Annotated in this window: 19 protein-coding genes and 2 pseudogenes; 9 read left to right on the top strand and 12 right to left on the bottom strand. The window is 69.7% G+C overall.

Going from position 1 to position 18,312, the window contains the following annotated elements; all coding sequences use genetic code 11:
- Positions 1 to 76 precede the first annotated feature (76 nt).
- A complete protein-coding gene (locus IF06_RS0120135; protein ID WP_232236730.1) occupies positions 77 to 250 on the top strand; it encodes a hypothetical protein in 174 nt (57 codons plus the stop codon).
- A 74-nt stretch (positions 251 to 324) separates the two neighbouring features.
- Here IF06_RS0120135 and IF06_RS0120130 read toward each other — a convergent pair whose 3' ends face one another.
- Positions 325 to 1,617, bottom strand: a complete 1,293-nt coding sequence (locus tag IF06_RS0120130; RefSeq protein WP_030272825.1) for a GAF domain-containing protein — start codon at positions 1,615 to 1,617, stop codon at positions 325 to 327.
- A gap of 156 nt (positions 1,618 to 1,773) precedes the next feature.
- On the opposite strand from IF06_RS0120130, the gene IF06_RS0120125 reads away from it, so the two are divergent.
- Positions 1,774 to 3,159 carry a glycoside hydrolase family 6 protein gene (locus IF06_RS0120125; protein ID WP_013283826.1) on the top strand — a complete coding sequence of 462 codons (1,386 nt, stop codon included), beginning with the start codon at positions 1,774 to 1,776 and terminating at the stop codon, positions 3,157 to 3,159.
- Between the two features lie 53 nt (positions 3,160 to 3,212).
- Here the strand turns inward: IF06_RS0120125 and IF06_RS0120120 are convergent, their stop codons facing one another.
- Positions 3,213 to 3,401 (bottom strand): hypothetical protein, encoded by a 189-nt coding sequence (locus IF06_RS0120120; RefSeq protein WP_198039674.1) that lies wholly within the window; start codon positions 3,399 to 3,401, stop codon positions 3,213 to 3,215.
- 101 nt (positions 3,402 to 3,502) lie between these two features.
- On the opposite strand from IF06_RS0120120, the gene IF06_RS0120115 reads away from it, so the two are divergent.
- Together IF06_RS0120115 and IF06_RS32235 are read left to right on the top strand one after the other, a co-directional pair.
- Complete coding sequence (locus tag IF06_RS0120115; RefSeq protein ID WP_030272822.1) at positions 3,503 to 4,126, top strand: TetR/AcrR family transcriptional regulator; 624 nt, start codon at positions 3,503 to 3,505, stop codon at positions 4,124 to 4,126.
- 161 nt (positions 4,127 to 4,287) lie between these two features.
- Positions 4,288 to 5,303, top strand: a pseudogene (locus IF06_RS32235) (sporulation protein).
- A gap of 250 nt (positions 5,304 to 5,553) precedes the next feature.
- Here IF06_RS32235 and IF06_RS34985 read toward each other — a convergent pair.
- Positions 5,554 to 5,961, bottom strand: a pseudogene (locus tag IF06_RS34985) (hypothetical protein); the annotation flags it as partial.
- 620 nt (positions 5,962 to 6,581) lie between these two features.
- Here IF06_RS34985 and IF06_RS0120100 point away from each other — a divergent pair.
- The 3 genes from IF06_RS0120100 to IF06_RS0120090 all read left to right on the top strand — a co-directional run bounded on the left by IF06_RS0120100 (position 6,582) and on the right by IF06_RS0120090 (position 7,935).
- Positions 6,582 to 6,878: a helix-turn-helix domain-containing protein gene (locus IF06_RS0120100; RefSeq protein WP_013283829.1), complete on the top strand. Its 297-nt coding sequence runs from the start codon at positions 6,582 to 6,584 to the stop codon at positions 6,876 to 6,878.
- A gap of 248 nt (positions 6,879 to 7,126) precedes the next feature.
- Positions 7,127 to 7,591 (top strand): ATP-binding protein, encoded by a 465-nt coding sequence (locus IF06_RS0120095; RefSeq protein WP_013283830.1) that lies wholly within the window; start codon positions 7,127 to 7,129, stop codon positions 7,589 to 7,591.
- Positions 7,588 to 7,935 carry an STAS domain-containing protein gene (locus IF06_RS0120090; RefSeq protein WP_232236729.1) on the top strand — a complete coding sequence of 116 codons (348 nt, stop codon included), beginning with the start codon at positions 7,588 to 7,590 and terminating at the stop codon, positions 7,933 to 7,935. Before IF06_RS0120095 ends, IF06_RS0120090 begins: the two co-directional genes overlap by 4 nt.
- Before the next feature lie 71 nt (positions 7,936 to 8,006).
- Here IF06_RS0120090 and IF06_RS0120085 read toward each other — a convergent pair whose 3' ends face one another.
- On the bottom strand, positions 8,007 to 9,200 hold the full coding sequence (locus IF06_RS0120085) for a PP2C family protein-serine/threonine phosphatase (protein ID WP_030272818.1): 1,194 nt from the start codon (positions 9,198 to 9,200) through the stop codon (positions 8,007 to 8,009).
- Between the two features lie 435 nt (positions 9,201 to 9,635).
- Between IF06_RS0120085 and cspE the strand changes: the two genes are divergently transcribed.
- Positions 9,636 to 9,839: a cold-shock protein gene (gene cspE / locus IF06_RS0120080; RefSeq protein WP_013283833.1), complete on the top strand. Its 204-nt coding sequence runs from the start codon at positions 9,636 to 9,638 to the stop codon at positions 9,837 to 9,839.
- Positions 9,840 to 10,057: 218 nt separating this feature from the next.
- On the opposite strand, the gene IF06_RS0120075 is transcribed toward cspE, so the two are convergent.
- The 6 genes from IF06_RS0120075 to IF06_RS0120045 all read right to left on the bottom strand — a co-directional run bounded on the left by IF06_RS0120075 (position 10,058) and on the right by IF06_RS0120045 (position 15,040).
- Positions 10,058 to 10,510: a MerR family transcriptional regulator gene (locus tag IF06_RS0120075; protein ID WP_030272817.1), complete on the bottom strand. Its 453-nt coding sequence runs from the start codon at positions 10,508 to 10,510 to the stop codon at positions 10,058 to 10,060.
- Positions 10,510 to 12,009, bottom strand: a complete 1,500-nt coding sequence (locus tag IF06_RS0120070; protein WP_030272816.1) for a SulP family inorganic anion transporter — start codon at positions 12,007 to 12,009, stop codon at positions 10,510 to 10,512. The genes IF06_RS0120075 and IF06_RS0120070 overlap by 1 nt, the downstream gene beginning before the upstream one ends.
- A gap of 428 nt (positions 12,010 to 12,437) precedes the next feature.
- The gene (locus tag IF06_RS33645) at positions 12,438 to 12,794 is read right to left on the bottom strand and encodes a hypothetical protein (protein WP_157551508.1); all 357 of its coding nucleotides are present in this window, start codon (positions 12,792 to 12,794) and stop codon (positions 12,438 to 12,440) included.
- Between the two features lie 206 nt (positions 12,795 to 13,000).
- Positions 13,001 to 13,372, bottom strand: a complete 372-nt coding sequence (locus IF06_RS0120055) for a hypothetical protein (RefSeq protein WP_030272813.1) — start codon at positions 13,370 to 13,372, stop codon at positions 13,001 to 13,003.
- A 19-nt stretch (positions 13,373 to 13,391) separates the two neighbouring features.
- Positions 13,392 to 14,369, bottom strand: coding sequence for a CPBP family intramembrane glutamic endopeptidase (locus IF06_RS0120050; protein ID WP_030272811.1), 978 nt, complete (start codon positions 14,367 to 14,369; stop codon positions 13,392 to 13,394).
- Between the two features lie 20 nt (positions 14,370 to 14,389).
- On the bottom strand, positions 14,390 to 15,040 hold the full coding sequence (locus tag IF06_RS0120045; protein ID WP_013473824.1) for a hypothetical protein: 651 nt from the start codon (positions 15,038 to 15,040) through the stop codon (positions 14,390 to 14,392).
- Positions 15,041 to 15,139: 99 nt separating this feature from the next.
- Here IF06_RS0120045 and IF06_RS0120040 point away from each other — a divergent pair, with 99 nt between their 5' ends.
- Complete coding sequence (locus IF06_RS0120040; RefSeq protein ID WP_013283841.1) at positions 15,140 to 15,748, top strand: TetR/AcrR family transcriptional regulator; 609 nt, start codon at positions 15,140 to 15,142, stop codon at positions 15,746 to 15,748.
- A 252-nt stretch (positions 15,749 to 16,000) separates the two neighbouring features.
- Here the strand turns inward: IF06_RS0120040 and IF06_RS0120035 are convergent, their stop codons facing one another.
- Both IF06_RS0120035 and IF06_RS0120030 read right to left on the bottom strand, forming a co-directional pair.
- On the bottom strand, positions 16,001 to 16,330 hold the full coding sequence (locus tag IF06_RS0120035; RefSeq protein WP_232236728.1) for a hypothetical protein: 330 nt from the start codon (positions 16,328 to 16,330) through the stop codon (positions 16,001 to 16,003).
- Between the two features lie 486 nt (positions 16,331 to 16,816).
- Positions 16,817 to 18,130: a reverse transcriptase family protein gene (locus IF06_RS0120030; RefSeq protein WP_036311204.1), complete on the bottom strand. Its 1,314-nt coding sequence runs from the start codon at positions 18,128 to 18,130 to the stop codon at positions 16,817 to 16,819.
- Between the last annotated feature and the right edge of the window lie 182 nt (positions 18,131 to 18,312).

Below are 18,312 nucleotides of genomic sequence, written 5' to 3'. Positions count from 1 at the left end.
CCCCTGCTTCTCCCACGGTTTCCCAGCCGCGACGACTGAGTCGAGCGCTGCCGTGCAGATTCCCTTGGAGCACTTCGTGCCCGACAACACGTTCGCCCTGAACCCCTTCCGTCTGGAGGGGGTCGGAGCCACCGACGACGAGCGCAGTCCGATCGCGGACGTCAGCGCCGAATCCATGACCCGCCTGCGGAGCCCGTTCGCCGCGGCGCAACCCGCTCGCGAGCCGGCCGGCGCGCCCGACGGGCGCTAGGCCGTCAGCCGGGCGTGACGGCCCGGCCGCGCGCACCGGTCCCCTTGATGGTGCCGCCGGGCGCGGTCGAGTGGTCAGCGGTTGAGGTAGGCGGCCAGGCCGCCGAGTTCCTCGTTGGCGATGAAGACCGAACGCACGTTGATGATTGCCTCCTCGACGTGGACCGGGCAGCCCCACGCCGAGTCACCCCACGAGTCGGCGACCTTGATCTCGGCGGGTGTGTCGCAGCCGTCGCTGCCGCCGAGCTGACACCGCTCGGGGCGCGGAGTGGCGGCCTGCGCGGCTGCGGCGGCGCGCAGCCGGGCGGTGAGTTCCGCCGCCGCGGCGGCACGCTGTTCCGCCTCGGCCCGTAGTTCCCGTTCCGCCCGCACCACCCGTGCCAGCTCGTCGTGCGCGGCCCGGGCGCGGGCGTCCGCTTCGGCCTTCGCCTGTTCGATGTGGTGGCGTTCGATGGCCAGGGCGGCGGTGCCGGTGAAGACACGGGCGAGCGCCAGGTCGGCGTCGCGCGGGACGCGCGGGGTGCGGTGGTACATGGCGAAGGTGCCGAGCAGGCTGCCGTCGCGGGCAAGGATCGGCGTGGACCAGCAGGCGGCGAGCCCGGCCCGCTCGGCCAGGTCGCGGAAGTCGGCCCAGAACGGGTCGGTGGCGATGTCGGTGACGATGACCGGCTCGCGCCGGTGCGCGGCGGTGCCGCACGAGCCGACACCCTCGCCGGTGGCGATCCCGTCGATGGCCTGGTTGTAGAAGTCGGGCAGGCTGGGCGCGGCGCCGTGGCGCAGGTGCAGGCCGTCGGCGTCGGCGAGCAGGACGGAGACGAGCACCTCCTGCGGCGCGAGGTTCTCGATGCAGCGGGCCATCCCGTCGAGCACCTCGGCCAGCGGCGCCTGCCGGGCGATCTGCTCCAGCATCGCGCGGTGTTCGGCCATCAGCCGTTGCGCGTGCTTGACCTGCGTGGTCTCCACCCCGATCACGCGGATCCCGGTCACCGTGCCGTCGGCGTCGCGGCGCGCCTCGTAGGTGAAGTCGAAGAACGCCTCCCGCGCCTGCGACCCGGTGCCGAGCATGATCCGGGCGTCGTGGCCGGTGTAGGACTCGCCCGTGCGGTAGACCTCGTCCAGCAGGGCGATGAAGCCCTGGCCGTCCAGTTCCGGCATCAGCTCGGCGAGCGCGACCCCGGTGCGTGCGCGTTCCTCGCCGATGGCGGTGAAGAACGCCGGGTTCGCCGCCTCCACCACGTGCGTCGGCCCGGCGAGCGCCGCGAAGACGGCGATGGACTTGCCGAACAGCGTCCGCAGATCCTCGTCCGCGGGCCGCCCGGTGACCGACGGATCCGCCGTGGGCAGATGCTGGCCTGGTAGCGCCGTCATGCCTGGTCTTCCTCCCACGCCCGCTTCGTCGACCGTCGCCAGATTACGGGGCAGTGGCCGACGTTCACATCTTGGCATCGACGCCCGCCTCCGTTACCGTCGTGGGAACGCTCCCATGAACTTAGATACGTCTATGTGATCAGGAGGAAACACGACGTGGCTATCCTCTCGTCCCGCCGCAGATCAGCGGCCATCAGCGTGGCCGCCGTCGCGGGCCTCGCCGCGGCCGGCGTCGGTTTCGCCGTCGGTGGCGCATCCGCCGGCACGGTGTCCGGATCGCTCTACCGCGACCCGTCCTCGGCGGTCGTCCGCTGGGTCGCCGCCAACCCCGGCGACTCGCGCGCCGCCGTCATCCGCGACAAGATCGCCAGCCAGCCGCAGGCGCGCTGGTACGCCAACTTCAACCCGTCGACCATCCAGTCCGAGGTTTCCAGCTTCATCGGCGCCGCCAACGCGGCACAGCAGATCCCGGTGCTGTCGGTGTACGAGATCACCAACCGGGACTGCGGCGGCGCCAGCGCCGGCGGGGCGCCGGACCTCAACCAGTACCAGACCTGGGTGTCCAACTTCGCCCGCGGACTCGGCAACCAGACCGTCCTGATCATCCTGGAGACCGACTCGCTCGCGCTCCAGACCTGCCTGAGCACCGGCGAGCTGAACGCCCGCAACCAGGCGCTCACCACGGCGACCCAGACCATCAAGTCGGCCAACCCCAACGCCAAGGTGTACCTCGACGGCGGCCACTCGACCTGGAACAGCGCCAACGACACTGCCAACCGGCTCCGCGCGGCCGGCGTGCAGTACGCCGACGGCTTCTTCACCAACGTGTCGAACTTCAACCCCACCTCCAGTGAGGCGAACTTCGGCCGGGCCGTCATCTCCGCGCTCAACGGCATGGGCATCTCCGGCAAGCGGCAGGTCATCGACACCAGCCGCAACGGGGGAGCCGCCGGGGACTGGTGCGCCGACGACAACACTGACCGGCGCATCGGGCAGTACCCGACGACGAACACCGGCGACGCCAACATCGACGCGTACCTCTGGGTGAAGCCGCCGGGTGAGGCGGACGGCTGCCGCTACACGGCCGGTTCGTTCCAGCCGGACCTGGCCTTCAGCCTGGCCAACGGCGCGCCCAACCCGCCCACGACCGCGCCGCCGACGACCAACCCGCCGACGACCGCGCCGCCGACCACGGCTCCGCCGACGACCGCGCCGCCCACCACGGCGCCGCCGACCACGCCGCCGCCGGCCGGTAACGGCTGCTCCGCGGCGGTCGCGATCAACCAGTGGAACGGCGGCTTCACCGCGAGCGTGAACGTCACCGCGGGCTCCGCGGCCATCAACGGCTGGACCGTGACCGTCGCGCTGCCCGGCGGCGCCGCGATCACCGGCACCTGGAACGCCCAGGCCAGCGGCACCAGCGGCACCGTCCGGTTCACGAACGTGGGCTACAACGGGCAGGTCGGCGCCGGCCAGACGACCAACTTCGGCTTCCAGGGCACCGGCACCGGCCAGGGCGCCACCGCCACCTGCGCCGCCTGATTGGAACCGACCCCGGGGCCCGGCGCGGAGGATCGTTCTCCGCGCCGGGCCTCTCACTTCGCCGCTGCTGTCCGCAACGGATTCACGAACCGCCGTGCCCGCCTCAGGTTGCGGGCCAGCTCGTCGCGGTTCTGGTACGCGTGGCGGATCCACGCCGGCTGACCCGGGCCGGTACGCCTGGACTCGCTCAGCGGGCTGTTGTCCACCGTGTCGAAGCCGAACCGGTCGTACAGCCGCGTCACCAGTCCGACCGCTTCCGGGTGGTCGCTGGAGACGGACAGCGCCAACCGGTCCGGCGCACCGGTGCTGGGTCACGTTCTGTACCGAGCGGTATGGTCAAGCCATGGGCACTGAGACTCCGACCCCGGGACGGCCGCGCGCCTTCGACGAGCAGACGGTCCTCGACCGGGCCGCCGAGGTCTTCTGGCAGCAGGGCTACGAGGGCGCGTCGCTCAGCTCACTCACCAAGGCGATGGGCATCAACCGGCCCAGCCTCTACGCCGCGTTCGGCAGCAAGGAGGAGCTGTTCAAGCGGGCCTTCGACCGCTACCACGAGACCAACCTCGCGAACGGGCGCGCCGCCCTCGCCCAGCCGACCGCGTACGCGGCGATCGAAGCCTTCCTGCGCGCCGGCGCCGACAACCTGACCGCCGGCGGCCACCCCGCCGGCTGCCTCTCCATCCAGGGCGGCCTGGCCTGCTCCCCGGAGAACGCCCGCATCTCGGAGATCCTCGCCGCCGGCCGGGCGGCCACCGAGGCCGCGCTTGAAGAACGGCTGTCCCGCGCGGCGAAGGAGGGGGATCTTCCGGACGGCCTGGACAGCCGGGCGCTCGCCCGTTTCGTGATGGCGCTCAGCGAGGGTCACGCCGTCCACGCCGCGGCGGGCGCGAGCCGCGAGGACCTTCAGGCCTCCGTCGACGTCGCCATGCGAGCCGTCGCGGCACTCCACCCCGGTGTCGGAGGGTAACCGCCTGGATTCACTCAGCTACTTCTCAGGTGGCGTTGGTAGCTTCCCCGCTCGACGGCTTCCATTATGGACGCCGTTGATCTCGTTGTGGCACAAGGGTTTCACGTGAAAGTTTCACGGTCCTCGTGTCGCGCGTACGGCGGTCGTCGAGGGAGAGGTTCGTGGTGTTCAAGAAGATGCTGGGCGCGTTCGGGGTGGGCGGCCCCAGCGTCGATACGGTCCTGTCCAATCCGAGCACCCGCCCGGGACTGATGCTGGGCGGGCAGGTGAACCTGACCGGCGGCAGTCACGACGTGGAGATCGACCACATCACCGTCGGGCTGGTCACCCGGGTGGAGATCGACGGCGCGGAGGAGGAGTACGACGCCCTCGTCGAGTTCCACCGCGTACAGGTCGCGGGTGGTCTGCACCTGCGCGAGGGTCAGCAGTTGTCGCTGCCGTTCCAGGTGGCGATGCCGTGGGAGACCCCGGTGACCGACCTGTACGGGCAGAATCTGCACGGTATGACGATGGGCCTGCGCACCGAGGTGGCGATCCGCGGCGCGATCGACAAGGGCGACCTGGACCCGGTGTACGTGCACCCGCTGCCGGTGCAGGAGCGCATCCTCGAGGCGTTCGGCCGGCTCGGCTTCGGGTTCAAGGGCGCCGACCTGGAACGCGGGCACATCTCCGGGCTGCACCAGAGCCTGCCGTTCTACCAGGAGATCGAGTACTACGCCGCCCGCAGTACGCCCACGGCGTCAACGAGGTCGAGCTGACCTTCGTCGCGAACGAGCACGGCGTCGACGTGGTGCTGGAGTTCGACAAGCGCGGTGGCCTGTTCACCGGCGGCCACGACTCGTACGGCCGCTACCACGCCGCGCACGCCGACGCCGACCGCGTCGACTGGGCCGCGCAGGTCGACACCTGGGTCCGCCAGGCCCTCGACGGCTACCAGAGCCTGCACACCGGCCACGGCTACGCCCCGCCCGCCCAGGGCTACGGGCACGCCGCGTACGGCCACCCCGGCGGGCACTACAAGGAGGAGCACCACCAGGAGCGTCACGGTGGTCCCGGCATGGGCGCGGTCGCCGCGGGCGTGGTCGGCGGCGCCGCTCTCGGCTTCGCCGGCGGCATGGTCGCCGACGAGGTCTTCGACTCCTTCGGCGACGACGAGGGCGGCGACGAAGAGGCGTGAACCACTCCTCCTCACGGATGCCTTCCACCATCACCGCCGTCGGCGACCTGGGCCGTAACCCGTACTTCCGGACCGCCAACGCCCTGGCCGCCCTGACCGGCACCAAGTAGCCCACCCTCCCCTCCGGGCGGCCCGGAGACCTCTCCGGGCCGCCGGACGTCGGGTCCGGCCGGTGTGGTGTCACCGCGATCCACACCGAGCTGGTCTCCACCGGCGAGCGCCCGGGTGCCGACGACAGGAGCAGGGCCAGGCGGTCGGCATCCTCGGTGCCCGGCTCGGCCGTGTAGATCATGATGCGCAGGTCGCTGCCCGCCACGGTGAGCACGTCGCAGTCCAGGGTCAGCGGACCCACGTACGGATGATCGATTGTCTTGCGGGCGGCCTCGTGCCGGCCGACGGCGCCGGACTCCCACAGCTCGGCGAAGCGGTCACTGGTCGCCTGCAGTTCCGCGACCAGCCGCGGAGCCGTTCGTCGGCCGGATGCCGGCCGCCTGCCGCGCGCAGGTCCGCGACGAGCGCGTACCCGTCGGCAAGGGCCTCCGGAGGGCTGCGTCGTGGGCGGTGAACGCGACCAACGCGGCCGGCCCTGGTACGTCGTCGACCGCGCGGCGGTCTTCGTCGGCCGGTAGGTGGCATCGGCGTCGGGTCGTGTCGCCATGGCGCGCGCCCTGCTTGCTCGGCGGGCCGGTCATCCTGATGACCGTCGACCAGGAAACCTAGGTTGGAAAGGCTAGACATCTTCTGCGGTACGGCATACTCTTCTTCAAGTCGAGAGGAAAGATCCGTCAAGACGCAGACGGGCCGTCCGGCCGTGAGGACACGACGGGCGGATAGGAGAGGAACATGCTTCACCGTTCCTCTTGAGAGGCAGTAAGAGCACGTCAGTTCCGGCGTGACACACGCCGGGGTGCAGGTGGGGCCAAGGTTCTTTCAGGGCTCCGGCTGATGTTCGCTGCACGTGTCGGGGCTGTGAAGTCGCGTGGGCTCCGGCGCCGGCGGACCGTACGACAGCAAGGGAAACGTGTACGCAGAGGAAAGGGAGGGCCTTACACCGTTGGATCGCCCGCCGTCGGCCGTCATGTCAGGCCGGGCGGACACCGCAGTTTCCATCGAACGAGAGGTGGTCTCCGGTCACGCATATGCGATCCTCGCACCCGAAGCCGTCGATGACGGCTGGTGCGGATACGACAAGCCGACGTTCCGGTCGGTAGATGGTGTTCTGACCCGTAACCCTGGGCCCCGGCGCTTGTGCGCCGGGGCCCTCGACGTGGAGGTGACATGGGGCAAAACCCCGAAGACATGTTCGGCGATGAGAACTACCCGGCCTACACCATCGGGCAGGCCGCGGAGATGCTCGGCACCACGCAGGACTTCCTGCGTCGCCTGGACGAGACAAAATTGATCAATCCGCAGCGCTCCAGCGGCGGGCACCGCCGCTACTCCCGCTACCAGCTGCGCCTGGCTGCCCGGGCCCGCGAAATGGTCGACGACGGCACCGCCCTGGAGGCCGCCTGCCGGATCATCATTCTGGAAGACCAACTCGAGGAAGCCCTCCGGCAGAACGAGAAGCAGTAGCGGGGGCCGCGGCGACAGGACTGACCAGCCCACCCTTCGTGCGAGGTCGTCGGCGGGCGATGAGCCGGCCGGCCCACCAGGCGAACGCCCGGGTTCCCGCCTCGGACGGTCAGCCCCGCTCGTCGCACCTCTTCACATCCCGGCCGGCGACCGGGATGCTGTGCGTGACCGGCGGTCCGAGGGGTCGCCGTCTTACGCCTGGCCGGCGTGCCCGGGCGCGGCGGATCGGCTGCGTGTAGCGTCCGATCATGGGCAGCGGCGGAACGGACGACGTGGGTGCCGGGTGGAGCACCGCTCGCGGCGCCGGCGACGTGGCGTTGTTGTCGGAAGAGATCACCGCTGCGCGGGTTACGGCGCTGCGTCACGCGGTCGCCGCGGCAGCCCGTTCGGCGGGTCTGGTCGGCGACGGGCTGGAGGACTTCGTATTGGCGGTGCACGAGTTGGTCACCAACGTGGTGCGCCATGGCGGGGGCAGCGGCGAGGTGCGTCTGTGGCAGCACCACGACCTGCTGACCTGCCAGGTCAGCGACAACGGGCCCGGGCTGGGTGAGATTGCCGTCGCCCTGCCGTCGCCCGGGGAGGTCGGCCACCGGGGACTGTGGCTGGCACAGCAGCTCACCGAAGGGCTGATGATCGACAACTCCGGACAGGGAACGACCGCCTCGGTGACAGCGCAGCTGCGCCCCCGATCGACCGTGTACGAGGAAGGGTGACAGTGGCCACGGAGCAGACCTGGCACTGGCATGTCGACGTCGGTGCTGATCGTCGTGTCCTGGCGCTGTCCGGTGAGATCGACATGTCGGGCGCCGATCGGCTCGATGACCTGCTGCACGAGACCGTCGCCCAGGCCGGGACGGTGGAGATCGACCTGGCAGGGTTGACCTTCATCGATTCGACCGTACTCAGCATCCTGGTCGGAGCGCACCACCACGCGGTCGACTGGGGAGTGGATCTCACCCTGCTCAACGCCACCGGGCAGGTCCGCCGGATCCTCGACCTGACCGGCATCATGCAGCTGTTCGGCCGGGTGGCAGATCCGCCACCCACCGCGGTCTGAGTGCGCGAGGCGGGGAATCTCGTCGCGGCGGGCGGCGGAACAGCCGTTGCGACGCTGGGACTGCGGGGCGGTCAGGCCCTGCCTGCCGTGGGCTCACGGAAGCGGACCATGAGTACGGTGGCGTCGTCCTGCAGCCGGTCATCCTGGTAGGCGAGGATCGCGTGAACGAGACGCCGCGCGGTCTCTGGTAGCGGCAGCCCGTCGGCCAGTGCCCGGACGGTGAAGTCGACCAGCCGCTCGGTGCCGAACCGTTCCCCGTCGGCCGAGCGGGCCTCGATGATGCCGTCGGTGTAGAAGAGCACGTCGTCGCCGGGTTCGAGGGCTTCCTCGACCACCATCGGAGGACGCCGGTCGCCCAGGGCCACCGGCAGGGCGGTGGGCGAGGGCAGGACGGCGGCGACCCTGCCGCGACGGAGCACCAGCCCGCCCGGGTGTCCGGCGGAGATGACCCGCAGCCGGCCGGTGCGCTGGTCGAGTTCGGCCAGCACGCCGGTGATCAGTCCGCGCCGGTCGTGGTCACGCGCCGCGGTGTCGATGTGATGGTAGGTCTCGACCAGGTCGAACCCGCCCCGACGGGCATTGCGGTACGCGGCCAGGGCCAGGCTGGCGAGCATCACGGCGCGCATCCCGCCACCGGAGCCGTGCCCGACGGCGTCGAACAGGGCGAGGTGGGCGATGTCGCCGTTGACCGCATAGTCGAAGGCGTCGCCACCCACGTCGTAGCAGGGCTCCAGGATCCCACTGATGATCACGCCGCCGGTGGAGAAGGTGAGCGGAGGAAGTTGGGCGCGCAGCATCTCGGCGGGCAGGCGCATCGGCTCGCGGCGGCGGACCGACTCGATCGTGTCGCTGTGGTGCGATCGGGTGATCACCAGCTCGGCGAGCAGGGAGGCCACCGCCTCGAACGCGGCCACCGCGGAGTCAGGCACGGCAGCCGCGGCGACCACCTCCGCGACGCCCACGCGCTCCAGACCGTTGAGCAGCGGCAACCACAACCGCGCACCGTCGTCCACCGGGCCGCCGAACGGGCGCAACATGCTGAACGCCCGGCCGGCCAGGGTTCCCTCGATGGCCAGCGAGACTCGACGCGGTGCGTCCGGACCGGGCAGCGCGAGCAGCTGACGCTGCTCGTGGTCGACCACATAGAGGATCATGTCGTCGGCGCCGAGCTGCCGGGCGGCCCGCCGTGCCATCCCCGGCAGGTCCTCGGGCCGGGCGTGGTGCGACTGCCGCAGCAGACCTCGCAGTGCGTCCCGCTCGCTCATGCCCACCGACCTTCGCCCCCGCCCACACGGGGCTGCCCGAGCGATCAGAGTACGCGGGCGCTCCACCCATCACGCGCTGGTGCGCGACGGTGGCCTCGCCCGATCGGGCAGTGGCGGCGGGTGTGGAACGTGGCAAGCCTGTCAGCAGGTCGGCGCGGTCGGTGCCGGTTGCGGTGGACTGGATCCGGGCGCGCCTCCGCAGGGGAGCAAGGCCGGTGGCCAGGTCCACTCACCGCCATCGGATCGACGACGGATCATGTGCTACGGTAGCCGAGTTGCAGTTTTGATTTCCGTAGACGTTTTCCGGCGCCTGATGGGGCATCTGAAACCCATCCAGGCGCTTTTCGTTTTTCGTGTCGTTTCGACGCGGGTGATCAACGCGGCGGCGTAAGGGTCCGCACAGTGCGGTCTCTAACAGCCTGCGAAGGAGCAGACATGACTACAGGTACCGTGAAGTGGTTCAACGCCGACAAGGGCTTCGGCTTCATCAGCCCGGACGACGGCGGCGCCGACGTCTTCGCCCACTTCTCCGCGATCTCGGCGAGCGGCTTCCGCAGCCTCGACGAGAATCAGAAGGTGGAGTTCGACATCACCCAGGGCCAGAAGGGCCCGCAGGCGGAGAACATCCGCCCGCTCTGATCCACATTCTCTGAACGGCGGCCCGACTGGTTCAGCGGGCCGCCGTTCGGCGTTTCATGCGTTCATCACGCCATCGCGAAAATCATCTGATCGGCAGAAGGCCGGCCATCTCGGTCCGGAGCCAGCATTGCCCCCGTTCTTCTGCAGCAAGGACGACGCTTGACTGTCAGCCCGAGACACACCGTCCCGGTCGATGGGCAATCGGCAGCGGCGGCGCCTCAGGCGGTTGGGCCGCCGCGGTGGTCGAGTTCGTCGCGGAGCGCGCGAGCGAAGCCTTCGGCCATGGCGAGTTGGTCGCGCAGTGCGATGACCCGCGTCGTAGCGGCGGTGTGGAACATGTCGAGCCGGTCGAGCAGAGCGGCGCGGTCGACGCCGGTGGCGGTGTCGAGGGCGTCGAGGACGGCGAGGAGGTCGCGCATCTCGTCGAGTGTGAACCCGAGCGGTTTCATGCGTTTGACGACGGCGAGGCGGTCGAGGTCGGGTTCTGTGTAGAGGCGGAAGCCGCCGTCACTGCGGGCGGAGGGGACGATCAGGCCGGCTTCCTCGTAGTGGCGGATGGTGCGGATGCTGAGCCCGACCCGTTCGGCGGCTTCGCCGATCTGCATGAGGCGACCGGTGGCCGGGCCGGAGGCGCGCTGCTCCGGCCCGGTGTCGCGGCTGGTGGAGGCCATCAGTGGCCGACACCGAGTCGGCCGGCGAGGGTGTCGTGGATGCGGGCGCTGGGCTGGTTCAGCTCGATGATCTCGACGGTCTTGCCGCGTGCGGCGTACTTGGTGGTGACGGCGTCGAGGGCGGCGACGGAGGAGGCGTCCCAGACGTGGGCGTGGGTCATGTCGATGACCACGGTGTCGGGGTCGTTCGTGTAGTCGAACTGGCCGACGAGGTCGTTGCTGGAGGCGAAGAACAGCTCACCGTGCACCGAGTAGATGCGGGTGCCGCCGTCGGGGTCGAGGACGCTGGTGACCTCGACCAGGTGGGCGACCCGGCGGGCGAAGATCACCATGGCGGTGAGCACGCCGACCACCACACCGATGGCCAGGTTGTGGGTGGCCAGGGTGGTGACCACGGTGGCGAGCATGACGATCGTCTCCCCGTACGGCATCCGCTTGAGGGTGGCCGGGGCGACGGAGTGCCAGTCGAACGTCGACACCGCCACGATGATCATCACGGCGACCAGGGCGGCCATCGGAATGACCGCGACCACGTCGCCGAGCGCGACGACCAGGATCAGCAGGAAGACGCCGGCCAGGAACGTCGACAGCCGGGTGCGGGCGCCGGACGCCTTCACGTTGATCATCGTCTGGCCGATCATGGCGCAGCCGCCCATGCCGCCGAAGAACCCGGTGACGATGTTGGCGACCCCCTGGCCCCAGGACTCGCGAGTCTTGCTGGACGGGGTGTCGGTGATGTCATCGACGAGCTTGGCGGTCATCAGCGACTCCATCAGCCCGACCAACGCGATCCCCAGGGCGTAGGGGGCGATCAGGGTGAGGGTGTCCATGGTCCAGGGGATCTGCGGCAGGCCGAGGGTGGGCAGGCTGTCCGGGAGGGCGCCTTCGTCACCGACGGTCGGCACCGCCACGCTGGCGACGACGGTGACCAGGGTCAGCACCACGATCGCGACCAGTGGCGCCGGAACCGCGCGGGTGAGGCGGGGCAGTCCAACCATGATCGCGAGGGCGACGGCGACCAGCGGGTAGACCAGCCACGGCACCCCGAGCAGGTGCGGAACCTGCGCGGCGAAGATCAGGATCGCGAGGGCGTTGACGAAACCGACCATCACGCTGCGCGGGATGAAACGCATCAACTTCGCCACCCCGAGCACCGCCAGCAGGACCTGGATCGCCCCGCCGAGAATCACCGCCGCGATCAGATAGTCCAGTCCGTGCTCCTTGGCCAGCGGCGCCACCACCAGCGCGATCGCGCCGGTCGCGGCGGAGATCATCGCTGGCCGCCCACCGCAGATCGCGATCGTGACGGCCATCGTGAACGAGGCGAACAGCCCCACCCGCGGGTCGACCCCCGCCAGGATCGAGAAGGAGATCGCCTCTGGGATCAACGCCAGGGCGACGACCAGACCGGCGAGGACCTCGGTGCGGAACACCTTCGGCGACAGCCAGGACGGACGGGACAGACGCGGTCGGAAGCCCGCGGACAGCACAGAAGACATAAAGCCATTTCCACTCGGGCGCCTGACGGACGCGCACAGCTCCCGCCCCGAACCACGGGACGCAGCTACTCACAGATCAGCAACAGTCGGTCTGGACGGTCTGCGGGCCTCATCGCCCGGACTCGTCAGGACCGCCACAGGAGTCACCCGGCCACACCCGGGTTCACCGGTACCGAACCTACCCTTACGTAAGAGAAGAGTCGGCCGGACGTGTTGATCATCACGACGTCGCAGCCGCCAGGCCCTTGATCCAATCTCTCGCACATCCTGTCCGGGGTGCCGGCCGGCGACGGCGGCAGGCTCGGGCTTGCCGTGCCCGCGGGGCCGGGAGCGGGGATGGCTGACGTGTGTTCGCCGGGGGATCGGGGCGGAGCTTCGAGGCGGACCTCGCCGGGCAGCGCGTCGCGACCCTGTTCCGGCTGCAGGAACTACTCACCGGCATCAGTCCGGCGTTTGATCGGGCTGTGGAACTCAACCGGAAGGGACCGATGATGGTCCTGGCGTGCTGACAGGCGCCGGTGGCGATCCGGCACGCCGGCGTCGACCGGATCACCGCCTTGCTCCGACGCGGCCACGTCAAGAACGCCGTCCACGTCGCCGAGGCGATGGTGGCAGCCGCGCGGCAGCAGACCGTAAACCTGCCCGGGCAACGCGCCGCCGCCGTGGTCGTCGGGCAGATGGCTACCGAGATCCCCGCCCTGGAACAGCGCATCGCCGCTGTCGACGACCTCATCGCCGAGCAACTCGACCAGCACCCGCTGGCGCCGATCATCGAGAGACTCCACCCTACCCGCCAAGATCAACCGGAGTCGTATGGAGACTCCTAAGATGACGCTCTATCTGTACCCGGAGGCTGACTACCTGCGGGTTCCTATTTTGTTTTCGTGTTAGTGGGTCGCACGCGCGCGTTACTGTGCTCGCTTGCCGAAGATCAGCAGAACGGGCGTAAGTCCTGCTCAGGCCGTGCTTCGGTCGGTTCGACGCGCCCTTATCAGATCCGGCGAAGTTGCCGCGCCGCATCAGTCTCCGGTGCTGCGACAGCGTGAGCCAGCAGCGTGGCGAGTTTGGCTGCGCGTGCCGGGTGGTGATGACCGACCCAGGGAACTCCGCCGACGAGGTATTGAGCGAAGTCGGGGTGGTCGGTCCGGTTCTGCGCGGCGAGGCCGGTGCGGGTGGCGTTGTGGAGGATGACGCGGAGCAGGTCGTACTCGTCGCGGGGTGCGGCGGGGTGGTGGTTGACGACGAGTCGGGCGAGGAGTTGCCGGTCGGCTCGGCCGCGGCCCTTGGCCACAGTGGACTTGGCACCGGCCACCGAGGGTTCGAGCTGCCCGCCGAGCCGCAGCGGCGTCGGGGAGCGCAGCACGGCCGTTGCCTCGCCGAGGTCACGATCGGGTGTGACGTGATGTTTGATGACGGCCCGTGGTAAGTGCTGGGTCTGTCTTTCGGGTGCGCCACCAGATGATTGCGGTGATGACGACGACCGCAAAGGCGGGGACGAGCTGGTACGGCGTGCCGACTCCGGCTGAGCGGTCCTGCAGTGCACTACCGAGGTCCACCCGCAGGGACGTGGCCAGGATGAAGGAGAACGTGTTGAGGACGGCGTGCAGCATAACCGCGATCTCCAGCCCGCCGGTGCGCCAGGTGATGATGGCCAGTCCGGTCCAGAGCACGAAGTACCAGACGATGATGTACGGATCCGTCGCTCCGTGTGCGGCCGTGAACAGCACGCTCGAAACCAGCACCCCGGCGACCAGTCCCGCCCGTCGGCTGCGGGTCCAGCTTCCGATCACGCGGAAGATCAACCCACGTACGCCGTATTCCTCGCCCGCCGACTGGAGCGGGGTGAGGAGCATCGTGGCGATGAAGATGGCGACGAGGTCGGTCTGCGACCAGGGGGCCTCGTCGACGGGCGCGAGAGATCCGAGGGCGACGACCACCAGCCAGGCGGGACCGAAGACGAGCAGCGATCTGCCGAGCAGGTCGAAGCGGAACCGTGACGTCACGGAGTGCAGGGACGCACCGGGTACGCCGTAGAGCCACCGCTGGATGAGCATGCTCCACGGAATGAGCAGGCCGAGGGAGAGCATCGTGCTGGCGTGGTAAAGCGGCGTGTAGTCGGTGCCGCCCAGGATCGGCGGGGTGTTGCCCTGCTGCACGTCGATGGCCGCAGCCGCCCTGCCGAGGACCGTCGGGAAGATGACGAACCCGGCCAGCAGGAGGATGATCGCAAGAATGCCGCGGCCGATCCGGCGTTCGTCGCCAGCGAGTACCCGGTGGTATTCGACCCCGACGGGAGCTGACGGCCCGTTGCGGGGCTCGCCCGGAGTGAGTAGTGAGTTCGGCTTGGTTGCCGCGGTCATGCTGTCCTCCTGTGGATGGGTTACTTCCCTGCGTGGTCGAGCACGCTGTAACGCAGGCGGAGTGCCCGCTCGGCGCTCCCCAGTGCGGCCCCGACGGCGAGGGCGAAGTTGAGCCAGATCGGTAGGCGGACGGGCGATTCGAACGTTCCGACGTTCTCCGCGATCGGGGGGATCTGCGAAACCGGTCCGGCGAGTTGCAGCAGGTTCAGGCCCACGCCGATGACGAGCATCAGCACCGAGAGGAGGCTGATCGAGCGGCTCAGCGTCGGGTGCTCGCGTTCGACGCGGGCACGGCGTCCTTCGGCGGACCTCGGATCGGGAAAGAGGGGGTACTCGGCGCCCGCAGTGATGACGTAGTGGCAGCGTTTGAGCCCGAATGCGCTGTTCGCCACCTCGATGGTGCCGCCCTCCACGGGGAAGGCCGCCGGGAGCTTGGACTCGGCGTGGTGTCTGCCGTCGAGATACAGGTGCGCTCTCGCCTTGCCGCCCTCCGGGTCGGTCCGGCGTGGGATGTCGACGGCGTACACCGTCTGCCGGCCGTTCCCGTTGGGCAGCGCGAGGTAGAACAGTGTGCGGAAGGGTAGCTGCCACCAGCGGAGGCGTTTCAACGCCCGGCCGTCTCCGCTCTTGATGCGCTTGGCCGCCCGCTGTTGCCGCCAGTCCTCGATCACGTTTCCTCACTCACCGTCGATCGCCCGGGTCCCACTAACACGCCGTACTAGTGGCAACGCTAGCACGGCGTGCTAGTACGATGTGCCAGGAGGTGGCAGGTGACACGGGACGACGGGAGCACCAGCTCACGGGAACGGATCCTCGCGGCTGCGGCGGCGATGCTCGCCGAGGACCTGGCTGCGCGGTTGAGCGTGCGTGCGGTCGCGGCACGGGCCGGAGTGAGCACAGGCTCGCTCAGGTTCCACTTTCCGACCCAGCGGGCGCTGCAGGACGCGGTGCTCGCCAGGATCTACGACCACGTCTTCCCTGATGACCCGATCCACGACCGATCACTGTCCGCCCGGGACCGACTGGTCAACTGTCTCCGGCAGGTGCTCTCCCCCACCGGCGTCGGGGAGCAGGCACGTGAGGCGTGGAGCAGGGCGTACCAGATGTTCATCGCACCCGAACCGACCGAGGAGGTGCGCGCGGCCTATCTCGCCCTGGAGCGGGAAGGGTGGCGCCGTGTCGAGTACTGGCTGACGGTTCTCGCTGACGAAGGCGCGCTCCCCAGGGAAGACCACGCACGCCGAGTGAGATTCCTGCTCACCGTGCTCCAAGGGCTCTCCATCGAACGAGCCCTGCCCGCCGAGGACTCGATCCTGAAGTCCGAAACCGAAACCCTCTACACGGCCGTGGACTGCGTCCTCAACGCCCCGAACACATGAGGCATCCCGTGCCGATCCTCCGCATCCCGACAGCGCCCCCGGCGACGCCCCCGAACTGGTCAGCTACGACGGCCACGGGACAGAGATCGACAGGCGCCCGCTGTTCCAGGCCGAAGACCAACTCGAGCACTGCTACACGGGCCCGACGGGAAGCGGATCTACGGCAAACCGACCAGCGACTGCCGTCCTGCCGAGAGAAGTGGGGGCGATAGCCACGATCGGAGGCTGACCGCCGACCCGGGACGTGGGTCGTCACTCGCGGACCAGCCCCGGTGGCAGCGCATCCTCGCCGAGTTGGACCTGGTGGGCGTTGGCCACGGGGTCGCGCTCCAGGGTGTGGATCAGTGGTGCGGGCCCGCCGACGCAGGTCCAGGTGTCGTCCCAGAGCGCGGAGACCAGCCATGACCGGTCGGCGGGGAAGAACAGGTCGGGTAGCGCGCCGTGCGGGTGGCGAATGTGACCACCGGTGCGCCAGGCGAGGGCCTGTTCGGGGCCAGCCTGGACCAGCAAATAGGGCCAGTTCCAGTAGAGCGACACCCTCGGGGCGTCCCGACGACGCGTCGACGTCCTCTGGGCACTCATCCGCGACCGCAAGACCTTCACCCGACCGGCACCGGCAATCCGCGCCGCGGCCTGAACCAGCACGCTCCTCGCCGACGCGACCCCGGTCCTGCCGGCCGCCCCGCCCTGCCCGCCAAGATCAACCGGAGTCACATGGAGACTCGGGCTGTGGTCCTGGGCTGGGCGAACAGGGGTCCGGGTGACGTGGGTGAACGCCTGCCACTCCCTGCCACCCCAGGTGAACCCCCAGGTCGCTAGACTGTGCCCTCGCGCCCTCGTAGCTCAGGGGATAGAGCATCGGTTTCCTAAGACGACGCTCTATCTGTATACAGAGGCCAACTACCTGCGGGTTCCTATTCTGTTTTTAGGTTAGTAGGTCGCACGTGCGCGTTGCTGTGCTCGCTTGCCGAAGATCAGCCGAACGGGCGTAAGTCCTGCTCAAGCTATCCTTCGGCCGCTTCGGCGCGTCCTCACCGAGATCCGGTGAAGGTGCCGTGCCGCGTCAGTTTACGGTGCCGCGAGAGCGTGGGCCAGCAGCGTGGCGAGTTTGGCTGCGCGTGCCGGGTGGTGATGGCCGACCCAGAGAACTCGTCCGATGAGGCATTGAGCGAAGTCGGGGTGGCCGGTCCGGTTCTGCGCGGCGAGGCCGGTGCGGGCGGCGTTGTGGAGGATGGCGCGAAGCTGGTCGTACTCGTCGCGTGGTGTGGCGGGGCGATGGTTGACGACGAGTCCGGCGAGGAGTTGCCGGTCGGCTCGGCTACGGACACGTGTCTTGGCTTCGTGGACTCGGAAGCCCTCGTCGCGGGCGATGTCGGTGACGGCGGCGATCAGGTCGTCGATGCGCCGGGTGTTGAGGTCGCCGGAGAAGGCGAGGTCGTCGGCGTACCGGCTGTAGGTGATGTCGAACGCGTGGGCGAGGCCGGTGAGGCGTCGGTCGAGTCGGTAGGCGCACAGGTTGGCCAGTGCCGGGGAGGTGGGCGCGCCCTGGGGCAGGTGGCCCGTTCGCAGCGCTGCCAGCCGGGTGGCCCGGTGCGCCAGGTCGGCGGGCGCTCGGCGAAGGACGGCGGGCGGGGTGCGGGTGGTGCAGAGGCCGGTGAGGGTGTGGGCGACGGGTTCGGGGTAGCCGGCGGTGCGGAACAGGCCGTGGACGCGGGTGGCGGGGATGTGGGTGAAGAAGGCGAGCAGGTCGATGCGGGCGACGACCGGCTGTGCGGTGTGGGTGGCGACGAAGGTGTGTGCGGAGCGGCCGGGTACGAAGCCGTGGGCGGCGGGGTGGACCGGGATGGGGCCGAGGACCTCGGTGAGGAGTCGGCGTTGCAGAGCGCGGAGCCGGGCTTTGGGTGCCTCGATCAGCCGGGCTCGGTCGGTCCATCGGTAGTGGTAGTGGTGTAGCCGGTGGGCGGTGGCGCGTCGGTTCATGGCGCGTCGGTCGGCGTACCAGTCGAGGTGCTCGATGCTCAGGTCGAGCATCGCGGCCAGGTCGCCGACGGTGTCGATGACCGGGGTGCGCCAGGGCTGGCGGACGGTGCGGGTCGGCGTGACGGGCCGCGTGTGGATGACGATGGGTCGTTGGTGCTGGCGGGCGGTGGCGACTGCCGCGCGCAGCGGTTCGAGGGTGCTCAGGAACGTAGCGAGCTCGCGTGGCCGGTCGGTGGGTGGGCGCGGGTAGGCGACCAGCACCGCGTCGGCGACCGGCCACAGCCAGCGCCGCCGGACCCCGAGGACGAGCCCACCTTGGTGGACGAGGTCGGCGCGGCGCCAGCCGTCGCCGGCGAGGAACGCGTCGGCGAGCGCGGTGGCCAGGGCGTGGATCGTGGTCACGACTGGGCCGGTGGTGGCAGCGTGTCCCGACGATGCCCGGTCGTGCGGGTGCACAGGCTCGCGGAGCGTGCCGACGCACCTGTGGTGTGGTGCCGAGGTGAGTGGTTCGTCCCCGGGGTTGCCCCGGAGAGACCGTGACCGGACCCCACGTGGGGGGCCGGCCTGGTCAGCTCGGGACACGC

Origin of the sequence: Micromonospora globosa, from assembly GCF_000717585.1 — a bacterium.
GTDB classification, from domain to species: domain Bacteria; phylum Actinomycetota; class Actinomycetes; order Mycobacteriales; family Micromonosporaceae; genus Micromonospora; species Micromonospora aurantiaca.
The sequence above is the reverse complement of the archived record's forward strand: the minus strand, read 5'-3'. Positions and strand labels throughout refer to the sequence as shown.